The organism is Pseudactinotalea sp. HY158 (assembly GCF_009660225.1).
Taxonomy (GTDB): Bacteria; Actinomycetota; Actinomycetes; order Actinomycetales; family Beutenbergiaceae; genus HY158.
The window spans coordinates 3,383,248-3,397,920 of the sequence record NZ_CP045920.1 but is presented as its reverse complement, the minus strand read 5'-3'; the positions used below and the strand labels follow the sequence as shown (position 1 = coordinate 3,397,920).

Below are 14,673 nucleotides of genomic sequence, written 5' to 3'. Positions count from 1 at the left end.
GGCTCAGCGGCCGTCGAACGTCAGCCGGCCCGCGCAGAGCGTGCCGACGACGCCCGGGTCGGGGAGGCCCTCCTCCCCGACCCGGAACGGGTCGATCTCGGTGAGCACGAGATCGGCCGCATCGCCCACCCGCACCCGGGGCACTCGGCCGCACGTGGCGGCCAGCGCCTCGACAACGGAGATGCGCTGCTCGCCGTGCCAGGGGCCGCGCTCGTCCCTCGTGCGCCGCACCGCCGCGGTGATGCCCGCCCACGGGTCGAGTGGAGCGACGGGGGCGTCCGAACCGAACACCATCGGCACCCCCGCCGCGAGGAAGTCGGCGAAGCGGTAGGCCCGGCCCGTCCGGCCCGGCCAGAGGCGCTCGGCCACGTCCCGGTCGTCGAGCAGGTGGAGCGGCTGCACGCTCGCGGTCAGCCCGAGCCGGGCGAGCCGGGGCAGGTCCTCGTCGCGCACGAGCTGGGCATGCTCGATCGAGCCGGTCGCCCGCGCGGCCTCGAACGCGTCGAGCGCGGCACCGACGGCTCGATCGCCGATGGCGTGGATCGCCGAGCTGACACCCGCTCGCGCGGCCCGGCGCATCGTCGTCCGTAATTCGCTGCCACTCACGTTCGCCGCGCCTCGGCCGCCGCCCGGATACGGGTCATGACACCACGCGGAGTGTGTGTTGAGGGAGCCGTCGGAGATGACCTTGAGCGAGCCCATGCGCACGAGCGGCCCGGCCCCGGGGAGTTGGTCGCCGGTTCGCAGCCCGGCCGCGATCGCGGCGTCGAGGAAGTCCGGCCACACGCTCGCCCGCACGCGGTGGGAGTCGAATCCGGCCGCGACGCGCCGGCGCCATGCCGCGTGGGTGTCGATCGGGTCGAAGTCGACGATGCCCACGATCCCGCGGGCCGCCGCCGCCCGACCGGCCTCGATCACGCGGGCGTCCCGGGTGGCCTCGCTCGCCCGGCCGACGCGGGACATGATCTCGAACCAGTCGGTCTCGGCCACGAGACCCGAGGGGGATCGGGGCAGGCCGTAGCGTTCGAGCGCCGCGGAGTTCAACCACGCGGAATGCAGGTCGGCGCTGATGAGGGTCGTCGGCACGGTCCCGGTCACCGCGTCGAGCGCGGCGAGGGACGGGCCGTCCGGATCCCCCCAGCCGCGCTCCCAGCGCGAATGCCACAGGCCGTGGCCGGTGAGCTCGTCGGGGCCGGCAGGGCTGCCGGTGCCTGCAGAGCCTGCAGAGTCGCGGGCAGCACCAGAGTCACCAGAGTCGCCGGGTCGCTCGATCGTCTCGGACCGGCCGCCGCTCCGAGCGTGGAGACGACGCAACTCACCCGCCACGGCGTCGAGCACCTGGTCGGAGCTCGTGTGGGCGGTGAGGTCGAGCCGGTGCGTGCTGGCGGCCCAGTCGACCGGATGCACGTGGTGGTCCCACAGGCCCGGGAGCACCCAGGCACCGTGCCAGCTCGCGCCATCGGCGCCGTCGGCGTCGCGATCGGTGGGACGAGCCGCCGGACGTACGGCCGAGACCCGGCCGGCGGTGAGCGTGACGTCGACGAGATCGCCGGTGCCGCCGGCGAGCCGCACGGAATGCAGGTTCACCCGACCAGGGTAGAACGAGCGGGTTACGGGCTCGGGTAGCTCAACGCCCGCTCGTGCGGTCCGCCGGGCCACGCGGGGTGGATCCGGACGAGGTGGTCGACGGCGACGAACCGGTGGGCCAGCTCGGCCGAGATCGCCTCGAACGGGGAGTCCTGGGTCGCGTGCTCGGCGATCGCCCGCCAGACTCGCTCCGCGACGCCGGTGCCGTCGACGATCGTCGTGATGTGGTCGTCCGGCCGGCCCATGTCGGTGCCGGCGTACACGCTGTCCGGCTGGGCGGCGGCGATCTCGCGCAGCCAGTCGTCCATGATCGAATGGGGCATGCACCAGTGGTACAGGGCGGCCGGCCAGTCCACGCGGTCGCCGAAGACGGCGGTCGTCGCCTCGGCCACGGCCGCGTGATCCCGGTGGCCGTCGGACCCGCTCGGATCCATCGTCACCACGACATCGGGCCGGTGCGCCTCGAGCAGCCGCGTCAGCTCCATGTGAAGGCGCTCGGGTTCGGCGACGATCGATCCGGACGGGGCCGCACCGTCCCATCCCGAGTCGCCCAGGCCGAGAATCTCCACCCGGCTCGCGCCCAGCACGCGGGCCGCCCGACGCATCTCCACCTCTCGGGCGGCGCCGAGCATCGCCGGGCTCGGGTGCAGGCCGCTCGCGTCCTCCCCCAACTCCCCGCGGGAGGCGCTCGCTACGACGACGTCGACCCCGCGCGCGGCCTCGCCCGCGATGAGCGCGCCGCAGCCGAAGGACTCGTCGTCGGGGTGAGCGACGACGACGAGGAGCGTGTGAGCGGGCATGGTTCCTCCAGCGTGTTCCCGGGCATGGCCCCGGAGCCGTGCCGTCGGCGGCCGGTGCGCAGAGTGTAGGGGGCGCCGGCAGGGGAGGCAATGGGTCGGTGCGGGATCCTCGCAGCCGCTCGACCTCGAGCACGCCGGCCGACCCGGCCCGCCTCGGACGGCGTGCGCCGAGCCCGATCCGCCCGAGTCGTCGCGCGCCACCCTCCCGATCTGGACTTGAGTGGAATAGACTCAACTTTGTCAGAGTTGAGACGAGTAGCACACTGTTCACTTCTCACGGAGGTCCGATGGACACCAAACTCACCACCAAGTCGCAGGAGGCCGTGGCCGCGGCGTTGCAGCAGGCGGTCGGCGCCGGTCACCCGCAGCTCGAACCCATCCACCTGCTCTCCGCCCTGCTCTCCCAGCAGGGGGGCGTGGCCGGTGCCCTCGTCGATGCCCTCGGCGTCAACCGCGCCGAGCTGGATCGACGGGTCGCGGCCCAGGTGGCAGTGCTGCCCACGGCCAGCGGGAGCACGGTGAACCAGCCGGAGGCCTCACGCGCCCTCATGAGCGTGATCAACGCAGCGGGCTCGGAGGCCACGTCGCTCGGTGACGAGTTCGTCTCCACCGAGCATCTGCTCATCGGCATGACCGCCGACGGGCCGATCGGGGAGATGCTGCGCGGTCTCGGGGTCACCCGAGACGGCCTGCGCGATGCGCTCCCGCAGGTCCGCGGCAACACCCGGGTCACGAGCGCCGACCCGGAGGGCACCTATCAGGCCCTCGAGAAGTACGGCACGGACCTGACGGAGTTCGCCCGCTCCGGCAGGCTCGACCCGATCATCGGCCGTGACGGGGAGATCCGGCGCGTGGTGCAGGTGCTCTCGCGTCGCACGAAGAACAACCCGGTCCTCATCGGCGACCCCGGCGTGGGCAAGACGGCCGTGGTCGAGGGCCTCGCCCAGCGCATCGTCAACGGCGATGTGCCCGAATCCCTCCGCGACAAGCGCATCATCGCCCTCGACCTCGGCGCGATGGTCGCCGGGGCGAAGTACCGAGGCGAGTTCGAGGAGCGCCTCAAGGCCGTGCTCGCCGAGATCGCCTCGAGCGACGGCGAAATCATCACCTTCATCGACGAGCTCCACACCGTCGTCGGCGCCGGTGCGACCGGCGAGGGCGCGATGGACGCCGGCAACATGCTCAAGCCCATGCTCGCCCGGGGCGAACTGCGCATGGTCGGGGCCACGACCCTGGACGAATACCGCGAGCACATCGAGAAGGATCCGGCCCTCGAGCGGCGATTCCAGCAGGTGTTCGTGGGGGAGCCGTCGGTGGAGGACACGGTGGCGATCCTGCGTGGGATCGCACCGAAGTACGAGGCGCACCACAAGGTCACGATCTCCGACGGCGCACTCGTGGCGGCCGCGACCCTCTCGGACCGGTACATCACGGGCCGGAAGCTGCCGGACAAGGCGATCGACCTGGTCGACGAGGCCGCCTCCCGGCTGCGGATGGAGCTCGACTCCTCCCCGGTCGAGATCGACGAACTGCGCCGCGGCGTCGACCGGCTCACGATGGAGGAGGCCTACCTCACCGAATCCGAGCCCGACGAGGCCGGCCGGGCCCGGTTGGAGAAGCTGCGGGCAGACCTGGCCGACCGCACCGAGGAGCTGCGATCCCTCACGGCCCGGTGGGAGGCCGAGAAGGCCGGCCACAACCGGATCGGCGACCTGCGCGTGCGGCTGGACGAACTGCGCACCACCCTCGAGGGTGCCATGCGCGAGGGGCGCTGGGAGGAGGCGGGGCGGCTCCAGAACGGCGAGATCCCGCAGGTCGAGGCCGAGATCGAGGCCGCCGAACGGGCGGAGGCCGACCACAGTGGCCAGGTCGAGGACCCGATGATCGCCGATCACGTGGGCCCCGACGAGGTCGCCGAGGTCGTCGGTGCCTGGACCGGCATCCCGACCGGCCGCCTGCTCGAGGGCGAGACCGAGAAGCTGCTGCGGATGGAGGACGCGCTCGGCAGGCGCCTCATCGGCCAGAAGGCCGCCGTGCGGGCCGTATCGGATGCGGTCCGCCGATCGCGGGCGGGCATCTCCGACCCCGACCGGCCCACGGGCTCCTTCCTCTTCCTCGGCCCGACCGGGGTGGGCAAGACCGAGCTGGCCAAGTCCCTCGCCGACTTCCTCTTCGACGACGAGCGCGCGATCGTGCGCATCGACATGAGCGAATACTCGGAGAAGCACTCGGTCTCGCGCCTCGTCGGGGCGCCACCCGGCTACGTCGGCTACGAGGAGGGCGGGCAGCTGACGGAGGCCGTGCGACGCCGTCCCTACTCGGTCGTGCTGCTCGACGAGGTGGAGAAGGCGCACCCGGAGGTCTTCGACATCCTGCTCCAGGTCCTCGACGACGGCCGCCTGACCGACGGGCAGGGGCGCACGGTCGATTTCCGGAACGTGATCCTCGTGCTCACCTCGAACCTCGGCTCTCAGTTCCTCGTGGATCAGGCGCTGAGCCCCGAGGAACAGGGCGAATCCGTCATGGCGCTCGTGCGGACCTCGTTCAAGCCGGAGTTCCTCAACCGGCTCGACGAGATCGTCATGTTCGATGCGCTGACGATGGCGGAGCTGAGCACCATCGTCGACCTGCAGACGGAGCGGCTCGGGGAGCGACTCGCGGACCGCCGGATCACGATCGACGTCTCCGAGGGGGCGCGGCAGTGGCTCGCCTCGGAGGGGTACGACGTCGCCTATGGTGCCCGGCCGCTGCGCCGGCTCATCCAGCGACAGATCGGGGACCAGCTCGCCCGGCTGCTGCTCGGTGGAACCGTGGCCGATGGGGCCCACGTGCACGTGGAGCCCGGCGACGACGGCCTCGAACTCACCGTGACCGGCGCGGAGCCGGTGGTGGTCTGAGCCCAGCGGGTGGCCCGGGGCCGAACTTTCCCCGGGGCCGCCGGGGCGCAGGGCCAACGGGGTCACTGGGGTCAACGGGCTCGCCCACGGCCGGCTGCGTCGATCCCGCCCTATCGCGCGGTGGCGTCGCCCGCCACGAACGAGCCGGTGAGCACCGTGCCGTCGCGGGCCTCGGCCAGGCAGCTGATGACGCGGTCGCCGGCGTCCCAGGTGACCTCGGAGGGGTAGAGGTCGCGAACCTGGGCCAGGTCGAACGGCTGGCCGCTCGGGAGACCGTCGGCCGCGCTCGAGCAGAAGGTGCCGGCCTCCTGCTCGAGGCCGTCCTCACCGGGGTAGGCGCCGTCGGGAACCGTCTTCTCGGCCACGACCTCGAGCGCGTGCGGTTCGGCGCACGGGATCACGGTGAGCTTCTGGTCGGCGTCGTACTCGAAGGCCTCGAGGCACATGCCCGGGGCGAGCTCGGTGTCGTACACCTGCGTGGGCGAGGTGATGTCGACCGCGGGGCCGCCGGACGTGTCGGCCGGGCCGCCGCTGCCGGCCGGGCCATCGGAGGCGCGTAGGGCCATGACTCCGGCGATCGTGCCGGCGATGACGAGCAGCGCCACGACGATGACGACGACGAGCACGCCGGTCTTCTTGCCGGCAGGCTCGCCGGTCGTCGGCGCGCCCGGATATGCGGGGCCGCCCGGGTAGGCGGGGCCGCCCGGATAGGCGGGGCCACTCGAATCTGCGGGGCCATTCGGATAGGTAGGGCCGCTCGGGTAGGTGGGGCCGCTCGGGTAGCCGGGGTGGCCGGGCGCCGGTTGACCACCGTAGGGGCCGGGTGCCGGTTGGCCGTACGGTGCGGGGTCTGCCGGGCCGTAGGGGCCCGGCGCGGGCGGGCCGTACGGGCCCGGCGCAGGCCGGCCGTACGGACCGTCGGGGGAGGTATCCGCCTGCCCAGACGGGCCGTAGGGGGCGGAACCCGCCGGGCCCTGCTGACCGGGGTGGCCGTCGGGGCCGGGGACCGGTTGGGCGTACGGGGTCGGCGTCGGCCCATAACCGGGGACCGATTCGCCGGTGGGCGCGGAACCCGCCGGGCCGTACTGGTTGGGGCGGCCGGCCGGGTCGCCCTCGCCGGCGGGCGGGGCGGGCTCCGGTTCGTTCGTGAATTGCCCGAAGGGCGCCATCGAGCCGGCGGCGGGCGGCTCGGGTCGATGAGTGGGATCCCAGGTCACGGGGACGTCCTTTGTGTGGTGTTCGTCGTTCGGTTCGTCAATTGATGTAATCGGTCGTGAGCGCGGGGCCGGTGCTCCGCACGAGGCAGATCGCAGCCCGCTCGCCCTGTTCCCAGCCGCGGTCCGTGGGAACGAAGTACCAGGGCTCGACCGCGGGGTCGCCGGCGACGGGTGCGAGGGCGCCCGCGCAGGCGGCCTGGGCCTGGCGCAGCAGCGTCGCCGGGGCCGGATCGGTGCCGGAGAGTTCGACGACGCTCACCGCCTGGGCCTCGTGCGCCTGCGCGCACGGCACCTGCGTCACCTCGCCCACGACGTCCCCGACCGGCAGGGTGCGCAGGCAGTTTCCGGCCGCCACATGCACCGAGGCCACGACGCGCTCACCGGTGACGTCGCCGGCCACCGGCCGCTCCGTCATCCGGTCCCATGTTCCGTTGAGCGTCAGGGTGATCGCGACGAGCACGGCGGCGGCGGTCGTGAGGAGGCCGAGCACGATCCCCGTCCCGGCGAGCGCGGGGCTGCGCCTGTGATTGCGGCGAACCCGGCGCAGCGCCGCGATCCCGAGCCCCAGACCGATCGGTCCGAGCGGGAACGTCGCGACCGATGCGACCGCGAGCGGTTCGATTCGGGTGGGTGGCACGACCGGCAGCACGAAGCCGTCATAGCCGTCAGAGCCGACAGGGCTGCCATAGCCGCCATAGCCGCCAGAGCCGACCGGGCCGCCAGAGCCGACCGGGCCGCCAGAGCCGTCAGAGCCGTCAGGGCCGACCGGGCCGCCGAAACCGACGGGGTCGCCGGGGCCGACAGGGGGCGGCGCGGCGCTCGGAGCCCCGGCCGGGGCGCCCATCGTCGGGCCGTCACCGTGCCCGAAGGCACCGTTCGGTGGGAGGGCGCCGGGCTGGATCGGGTGGACGGATTGCCCCGGATTCCCCGGTTGCGCAGCCTGGACGGGATATCCGGATCGTGCCAGGTCTCCCGGCCCGGAAGTCGCCCAGGCGTTGGGCCCATCCGGATACGGAGCGGGGTGCGCCGGATACGGACCGGGGTGCGGCCGGGCAGGAGGACCGGCATACGGGTTCCCCCGACCGCCATACGGGTTCCCGCGCGCTCCCGGGACCGGGACACCGGTTCCCCAGGCGTCCGAGCGTCCCGGCCGGCCGGCCGGCGGGTCCGCTGATTCCGCGGGCCCCGCTGGTCCCGCTGGGCCCGGTGTGCGTGGCGCGTCCGGCGTGCCGGTGGTGCGCGCCGGTTCGACCGGTTCGATCGGCCCGCCTCCGGGCGAGACCCATGGCCGGGAGTCGGCCCCGGGGTCGTCGGTGGAGGCACTCATGGCAGCAGCCTAACGGCCGGGGGACGCCCACCCTCCCCCTGAGCCGACGCGAGCCGACGCGAGCCGGGGCGAGCCGGGGTGAGCCGGGGCGAAAGGCCGACCGAACGCCGTCCCCGATCGGCGTGGACGTGTAGGCTTCGGTCACTGCGCCAGTGTCGGCGCAGCCGGCGCCGATCCGGCGCAGTGACGGCGGCGACGCCCACGTTTGCTCGACCCCCACCGTGATGCCAAGGACGGCCATGACGACCAACCGACCGACCCAGAGTGTTCGTCGTGGAGACGAGCTCATCAGCGCCGACGAGAGCGTCATTCACGACAGTGATGACAGGCTCCACAACGCCGACCTCGCCCCCGTCCCCGATACCGAGCGCAAATGGGGTGCGTTCGCGATCTTCAACGTGTGGACGAACGACGTGCAGTCGCTCGCGGGCTACACCCTGGCGGCGAGCCTGTTCATCACCGCCGGGATCAGCGGCTGGTACGTGTTCGCGGCGATCATCCTCGCGGGCGTGGTCGTCATGTTCCTCGTCAACCTCTCGGGGCGCCCGAGCGTGCGATACGGCATCCCGTACGCCGTCATGGCCCGCACGAGCATGGGGGTGCTCGGAGCGCGCGTGCCCGCGCTCATCCGCGGGATCGTCGCGATGTTCTGGTTCGGTGCCCAGACGTATTTCGCCTCCACCGCCGTGGCGTTGGCGATCAACGCGGTCGTTCCGAACGGCCCGACCGGCGAGTTCCTCGGCATGAACCTGGTCGACTGGGTCGCCTACGTCGTCGTCGCCGGCTTCCAGGTGCTGCTGTTCATCCGCGGGCTCGAGGGCATGGCCAAATTCCTCAACTTCGCGGGGCCGGCCGTGTACGTCGTCATGATCCTGCTGCTCATCGCGATCTGGGTGCAGGCGGGCGATGAGCTGATCCAGGGCGTGGGTACGCTCTTCCAGGGTGACAAGGGCGGCGTCTCCGCGGTGCTCGCCTTCTTCGGCGTGGTGGGCACGATGATCGCCTACTTCGCGGCCGTCGTGGTCAACTTCGGGGACTTCTCCCGGCAGACCCACTCGGTCAAGGCCATGCGCCGCGGCAACTTCTACGGCCTTCCCATCTCGCTCACGTTCTTCACGTTCCTCGCCCTGTTCATCACCGCGGGGGCCTACATCGTGTATCAGGACGGAACCGGCGAGCCGGCGACGAACCCCGCCGAGATCGTGGGCCTGGCGGACAACACCGCCCTGACGATCGTCGCGGCGATCACGTTCTTCCTCGCGACCGTGGGGATCAACCTCGTGGCGAACTTCATCCCGCCGGCCTACGACCTGGCCAACCTCATGCCGTCGAAGATCACCTTCCGGGGCGGCGGGCTCATCACGGCCGCCGCCGGCTTCGTGATCGGGGCCCTGTGGGTGGCCGCGATCGGTGACATGGGCCTGCCGAAGTTCGTCGACACCCTCGGCGCGATCCTCGCCCCGCTCTACGGCATCCTCGTGTGCGACTACTACATCCTGCGCAAGCAGCGCCTCCACATCCGGCAGGCGTTCACCACCTCCCCGCGAGGCATCTACCACTTCCGCAACGGCTGGAACGTGCGCGCGCTCGTGGCCGGCGGGATCGCCGCGATCTTCTCCATGACGACGGTCTGGCTTCCCGCGCTCGAGGAGCTGACCGGCTTCGCCTGGCTCTTCGGGGCCGTGCTCGGTGGGCTGTTCCACTGGATCGCCATGCGTGGGCGGGTCCTCATCGACCCTGTCGACGAGCCCGCCACGGCCCAGCAGGTGTGAGCGCGCCCCGTCCGCCCGGGCGCGCTCACTCAGGCGGGCGGCGGACCGTCGCCGGGCCCGTCGTCGTCCCCGGAGTGGTCGGGATTGGCGCGCAGGTGCACGAGGGCGGCGACGAGGCCGCCCCAGACGAGCAGCAGCGCGATGATCATCATGACGAGGGCGGAGGTGTTCATCGGTTCGCTCCCTTCTGGCTCAGTTCGTAGGTTTCGGCCTCGACCACACCCCGTCGCCACGGGAGGGCGGCGAGGATGAATGCGATGACGATGAGCCCGATGCTCATGCCCCAGCCGAAGGTGTTGACGTACCAGCTCGGCATCGCGGGCTCGCCGTAGCCGTTCTGGATGGTGTCCACGAGTTCGCTGATGAACATGAACCCGAGGATGAGCGGCGTGATCACGGTGAGGAGCACCATCCAGGTCGTGCCGACCTTGAAGGATGAGACCTCGTTCAGGTGGGCGCTCATGACCCGCAGCCGGCGGAGCCCCCAGCTGAGCAGGATCACGATCGTGAGCCCGGCCCCGACGATCCCGAACGAGTTCGCGAAGTGATCGGTCACGTCGAGCAGGTTGAGGCCCGTGGCCGTGGGGAACAGCAGGATCGACACGACCGCCATGAGCCCACCGATGAGCGCGACGGACGCCGTGCGGTTGAGGTTGAACTTGTCCTCGAACGCGTCGATCACGACCTCGACGATGCTCACGAGCGAGGTGATCCCGGCGAGCACGAGCGAGACGAAGAACAGCACGCCGAACACCGCCCCGCCCGGCATCGTGGAGACGATCTGCGGGAATGCGAAGAACGCGAGCCCGATCCCGCTCTCGACCACCTCGGCGACCTGCACGCCCTGCGCCTGGGCCATGAACCCGAGCGCCGAGAACACGCCGATCCCGGCGAGCAGCTCGAAGCCGGAGTTCGCGAAGGCGACGACCAGGCCCGAACCCGTGAGGTTCGTATTGCGCTTGAGGTGGGCGGCGTAGGTGATCATGATGCCGAACGCGATCGAGAGGGAGAAGAAGATCTGGCCGTAGGCCGCGACCCACACGCTGCTGTCCTTGAGCGCCGCCCAATTCGGCGTGAACAGGGCGTTGAGACCCTCCGCCGCCCCCGGCTGCCGCAGCGCCTGGATCACGAGGAGGATGAAGATCGCCACGAGCAGCGGGATGAACACCTGGGAGAGCCGCGCGATCCCGCTCTGGATCCCGGCCCGCATGACCACGAGGGTGAAGACCCACACGATGATGAGCGGCACCCCGACGGCCACGACCCAGCCGCCGCCCATCCCGAAGTCGCCGCTCTGCTGGAGGAAGTCGTCGACGAAGAACGACACCGTGTCGTCGCCCCACGCCTGGTTCGCCGAGAAGCCGACGTAACGGATCGCCCACGCGATGACCACCGCGTAGTACACGGCGATGACGAACGAGATCCCGACCTGCCACCACCCGATCACCTCGGTGCCCCGGCTCATCCGCCGAAAGCTCAGCGGCGCCGACCCGCGGTACTTGTGGCCGATCGCGTAGAGCAGGAAGAGCAGTGGGATGCCCGCGGTCAGGAGCGCCGTAAGGTACGGGATGATGAATGCGCCGCCGCCGCCCTCGTAGGCGACGTACGGGAAGCGCCAGATGTTTCCCAGTCCCACCGCGGAGCCGATCGCCGCGAAGATGAACGCGCTGCGCCCCTTGAACTGCTGTCGCTGACTCATTCGTGTTCCCTTGCTTGCGTGGCGGACACCGCCGGCCAGGGCCCGAGGCGTCAGTGGGCAAACCGTACCGGCAAGCGCCGCCCCGGTGTGGGATTTCGCGGACGATCCGGCCCGGGCGTCAGTCGAGTTCGACCACGACCGGCACGTGGTCCGAGGCGCCCTTGCCCTTGCGCTCGTCGCGGTCGATCCACGCGGACGTCACCCGGGCGGCCGCGGGCGGGTTGGCGAAGGCCAGGTCGATCCGCATGCCGTTGTTCTTCGGGAACGCGAGGCGCTGATAATCCCAGTACGTGTACTGCCCGGCGGTGTGGGCGCGGGTGATCTCGCTGAACCCCGCCCGCTCGAGCCCGGCGAGGGCCTCCCGCTCCGGCTCGGACACGTGGGTCGCCCCGGCGAAGACCTCCACGTCCCACACGTCCTCGTCGCGCGGCGCCACGTTCCAGTCCCCGAGCAGGAGGGTCGGCTCGCCGGTCCAGCCGCCGGCCTCGCTCGCGAGTGCCCGCAGCCAGGCCAGCTTGTAGTCGTAATGCGGATCCGACAGTGACCGCCCGTTCGGCACGTACATGCTCCACACCCGTACCCCGCCGCACGTCGCGCCGAGCGCGCGGGCCTCGAGCCGGGGCTCGGGCGCCCCGAAGGCGGGCTGGCCCGCGAAGCCCGCGGCGACGTCGTCCATACCCACCCGGGAGCAGATCGCCACCCCGTTCCACTGGTGGTAGCCGGCCGCGACCACCTCGTAGCCGAGCGCCTCGAACGGGAGCGCCGGGAACTGCTCGACCGAGCACTTGGTCTCCTGGATCGCCAGCACGTCGACGTCGCTCGCCTCGAGCCACGCGGCGACCCGCTCGGCCCGGGCGCGGATGGAGTTGACGTTCCAGGTCGCGATCCTCATGCCCGCCAACCTACCTATGGACGGCGCAGCTCGCCTCCCGATCACCGAGGCAGCGCCCTCCGCAGCAGGCGGGGCGCTGGGGAGACTCTCCGGTGCACCGCCCCGGGAATGTTCCCCGCAGCCGGTGAGAGTGTGGGGCTGGGGAAGCTCTCTGGTGTGCTGCCCCGGGAATGCTCCCCGCGGGCGGTGTGGCGTGGGGCCGGGGATACTACTTGGTGTGCTGCCCTGGGAATGTTCCCCGCGGCCGGTGTGGGCGTGGGGCTGGGGAAGCTCTCTGGTGCACCGCCCCGGGAATGTTCCCCGCAGCCGGTGAGAGCGGGGGCTGGGGAAGCTCTCTGGTGCACCGCGCCGGGAATGTTCCCCGAATCCGTCGGGACGCCGAGGATTCGATACCCTGCCGGGGTGAACACTGACACGCTGAGCCGGCTGGCCGACCTCGTGAACGAACTGGCCGTGGTGCGCGGCCGGGTCACGCTCTCGAGCGGGCGGGAGGCGGACTACTACGTCGACCTGCGCCGCGTGACCCTGCACCACGAGGCCGCCCCGCTCATCGGGCACCTGCTGCTCGACAAGCTCGAGGAGGCCGGGCTCGGAGTGGGTGAGGCGGAGGCGGTCGGTGGGCCGACGATGGGCGCCGATCCGGTCGTGGCCGCCGTGCAGCACGCCGCCGCGAGCCGCGGCCTCGCCCTCGATGCGTTCCTCGTGCGCAAGGAGTCCAAGGGGCACGGGATGCGACGCCAGGTCGAGGGCCCGGACGTCGCCGGGCGGTGCGTCGTCATCCTCGAGGACACCTCGACCACGGGCGGCTCGATCATGCTCGCCGTCGAGGCGGCCCGTCGCGCCGGCGCCGAGGTGATCGGCGTGGCCACGATCGTCGACCGCGACACCGGCGCCCGCGAGGTCTTCGCCGACGCCGGACTGCCGTACGTGTGGCTGCTCTCCGCCGACGACCTGGGCCTCGAACCGCAGTAGCCGACCACAACTCGGCCCCGGCCGCTGGGGCTGCTCGTGCTCCTCGCACCGGTCTCGTCGCCGCCGGCGAGCGAGGGCCGGCCAAGCGCATTCCGGGTGGGCAGCCCCGGGTGGGCAGCCCCGGGCGAGCAGTCGCGGGTATGGCGCCGATCTCGCGCAGCCCGCTCGCCGCTATCCCACCGGCACCGGCTGCTGCCCGCCCGCCGCCACCCGGGCGGCCGTCGTCCGGCGCTCGCGGATCTCGAGCACTGCGGAGCCGGCGAGGAACAGCAGCCCGGTCAGCGCGAGCGCGGCGCCGACGACGTTCGGGGCGCGCAGTCCGGCACCGGCGGCGATCACGGCTCCGCCCAGCCAGGCGCCGATCGTATTGGCCATGTTGAACGCCGACTGCACGCCGGCCGAGACGATGGTCGGGGCCCCGCCGGCGTGGTCGATGACACGCATTTGGATCGCCGGCCCCATCCCCAGGCTCGCGAAGCCCAGCAGGAACAGCAGCGCGATCGCGGCGGGTGCGCTGGCGAGGAACACCGCGAGTCCCAGCAGCACGGCCACGACGAGCGCCAGCCCGGCCGCCAGCGTGCCCAGGGTGGAGAGGTCGGCCAGCCGTCCCCCGACGAGGGATCCGGCGGTCATCCCGATCCCCACGAGCACGAGCACCCAGGGCACGGTGGAATCGGCCAGGCCGGTGACGGCGGTGAGCATCGGGGCCACGTAGCTGTAGCTGGCGAACAGGCCCCCGAGGCCGAAGACGACGACGGCCAGCGTCAGCAGCACCTGCGGCCTGGCAAACGCGCCGAGCTCGGCACGGATCGACCCCGTTGAGGCGGCGGCGGGGTCCTGGCGCGGCGCGAACGCCGCCACTACCGTCATCGCCGCCAGACCGATCAACGCGATCGCCCCGAAGGTCCACCGCCACCCGAACTGCTGGGCGATGTACGTGCCGGACGGCACGCCGACGACGTTCGCGACGCTCAGCCCGAGCAGCACCGTCGCCATCGCCCGGCCCCGCCGGTGCGGGCCGACGAGCGAGGCCGCCACCAACACCGCCACCCCGAAGAACGCGCCGTGCGGCAGACCGGTGAGGAAGCGGGTGGCCAGCAACGCCAGGTGCCCGGGCGCGAGCGCGGAAAGCAGATTGCCCACTACGAAGAGTCCGAGCAGTCCGACGAGCGTCCAGCGGCGCGGAAGGCGCACCGTGGCGGCAGTCAACAGCGGCGCCCCGACGACCACACCGATCGCATAGCTGGACACGTACTGCCCGGCGGTCGCCACGTCCACGCCGAGATCTCCGCCCACCTGGGGCAACATGCCCATGATCACGAACTCGGTGGTGCCGATCCCGAAGGATCCCAGGGCAAGAGCCAGGATGGCGATGGGCACGGGCGAACTCCTCGGCATTCACGGGGCGCGGGCCCACGCGAGCGGCGTGGACGACTGGGCGCGAGAACAGGGCCACGCGAGGGAACGCGGGCGGCGACTGCTCTTCGCCATTCTAGGTGGCCACCCCGTA

At 71.8% G+C, this 14,673-nt stretch carries 11 protein-coding genes; 3 read left to right on the top strand and 8 right to left on the bottom strand.

The window, feature by feature from the left end:
* Positions 1-3: 3 nt before the first annotated feature.
* Positions 4-1,587, bottom strand: a complete 1,584-nt coding sequence (locus GCE65_RS15055) for an amidohydrolase (protein ID WP_153878945.1) — start codon at positions 1,585-1,587, stop codon at positions 4-6.
* A gap of 23 nt (positions 1,588-1,610) precedes the next feature.
* Entirely contained in the window at positions 1,611-2,387 is a 777-nt protein-coding gene (locus GCE65_RS15050; protein ID WP_153878944.1) for a PIG-L deacetylase family protein, read from the bottom strand.
* A 287-nt stretch (positions 2,388-2,674) separates the two neighbouring features.
* On the opposite strand from GCE65_RS15050, the gene clpB reads away from it, so the two are divergent.
* Entirely contained in the window at positions 2,675-5,284 is a 2,610-nt protein-coding gene (gene clpB / locus GCE65_RS15045; protein WP_153878943.1) for an ATP-dependent chaperone ClpB, read from the top strand.
* A gap of 110 nt (positions 5,285-5,394) precedes the next feature.
* Here clpB and GCE65_RS15040 read toward each other — a convergent pair whose 3' ends face one another.
* Both GCE65_RS15040 and GCE65_RS15035 read right to left on the bottom strand, forming a co-directional pair.
* Positions 5,395-6,501, bottom strand: a complete 1,107-nt coding sequence (locus GCE65_RS15040) for a septum formation family protein (RefSeq protein WP_153878942.1) — start codon at positions 6,499-6,501, stop codon at positions 5,395-5,397.
* 37 nt (positions 6,502-6,538) lie between these two features.
* A complete protein-coding gene (locus tag GCE65_RS15035) occupies positions 6,539-7,345 on the bottom strand; it encodes a hypothetical protein (protein WP_153878941.1) in 807 nt (268 codons plus the stop codon).
* Positions 7,346-8,067: 722 nt separating this feature from the next.
* On the opposite strand from GCE65_RS15035, the gene GCE65_RS15030 reads away from it, so the two are divergent.
* The gene (locus tag GCE65_RS15030; protein ID WP_153878940.1) at positions 8,068-9,600 is read left to right on the top strand and encodes an NCS1 family nucleobase:cation symporter-1; all 1,533 of its coding nucleotides are present in this window, start codon (positions 8,068-8,070) and stop codon (positions 9,598-9,600) included.
* Between the two features lie 29 nt (positions 9,601-9,629).
* Here GCE65_RS15030 and GCE65_RS15025 read toward each other — a convergent pair whose 3' ends face one another.
* From GCE65_RS15025 to GCE65_RS15015, 3 genes are all read right to left on the bottom strand, one after another.
* Positions 9,630-9,773: a methionine/alanine import family NSS transporter small subunit gene (locus tag GCE65_RS15025; protein ID WP_153878939.1), complete on the bottom strand. Its 144-nt coding sequence runs from the start codon at positions 9,771-9,773 to the stop codon at positions 9,630-9,632.
* Positions 9,770-11,299, bottom strand: coding sequence for a sodium-dependent transporter (locus tag GCE65_RS15020; RefSeq protein WP_153878938.1), 1,530 nt, complete (start codon positions 11,297-11,299; stop codon positions 9,770-9,772). The genes GCE65_RS15025 and GCE65_RS15020 overlap by 4 nt, the downstream gene beginning before the upstream one ends.
* A gap of 118 nt (positions 11,300-11,417) precedes the next feature.
* Entirely contained in the window at positions 11,418-12,191 is a 774-nt protein-coding gene (locus GCE65_RS15015) for an exodeoxyribonuclease III (RefSeq protein WP_152910568.1), read from the bottom strand.
* 402 nt (positions 12,192-12,593) lie between these two features.
* Here GCE65_RS15015 and pyrE point away from each other — a divergent pair, with 402 nt between their 5' ends.
* Positions 12,594-13,163: an orotate phosphoribosyltransferase gene (gene pyrE, locus GCE65_RS15010; RefSeq protein ID WP_228759997.1), complete on the top strand. Its 570-nt coding sequence runs from the start codon at positions 12,594-12,596 to the stop codon at positions 13,161-13,163.
* A 171-nt stretch (positions 13,164-13,334) separates the two neighbouring features.
* On the opposite strand, the gene GCE65_RS15005 is transcribed toward pyrE, so the two are convergent.
* Positions 13,335-14,543, bottom strand: a complete 1,209-nt coding sequence (locus GCE65_RS15005; RefSeq protein ID WP_194928734.1) for an MFS transporter — start codon at positions 14,541-14,543, stop codon at positions 13,335-13,337.
* Between the last annotated feature and the right edge of the window lie 130 nt (positions 14,544-14,673).

Coding starts and splice junctions, on each gene's coding strand:
- clpB (WP_153878943.1), top strand. CDS start 2,675: ATGGACACCAAACTCACCACCAAGTCGCAGGAGGCCGTGGCCGCGGCG.
- GCE65_RS15025 (WP_153878939.1), bottom strand. CDS start 9,773: ATGAACACCTCCGCCCTCGTCATGATGATCATCGCGCTGCTGCTCGTC.
- GCE65_RS15030 (WP_153878940.1), top strand. CDS start 8,068: ATGACGACCAACCGACCGACCCAGAGTGTTCGTCGTGGAGACGAGCTC.
- GCE65_RS15015 (WP_152910568.1), bottom strand. CDS start 12,191: ATGAGGATCGCGACCTGGAACGTCAACTCCATCCGCGCCCGGGCCGAG.
- GCE65_RS15020 (WP_153878938.1), bottom strand. CDS start 11,299: ATGAGTCAGCGACAGCAGTTCAAGGGGCGCAGCGCGTTCATCTTCGCG.
- GCE65_RS15050 (WP_153878944.1), bottom strand. CDS start 2,387: ATGCCCGCTCACACGCTCCTCGTCGTCGTCGCTCACCCCGACGACGAG.
- GCE65_RS15035 (WP_153878941.1), bottom strand. CDS start 7,345: ATGGGCGCCCCGGCCGGGGCTCCGAGCGCCGCGCCGCCCCCTGTCGGC.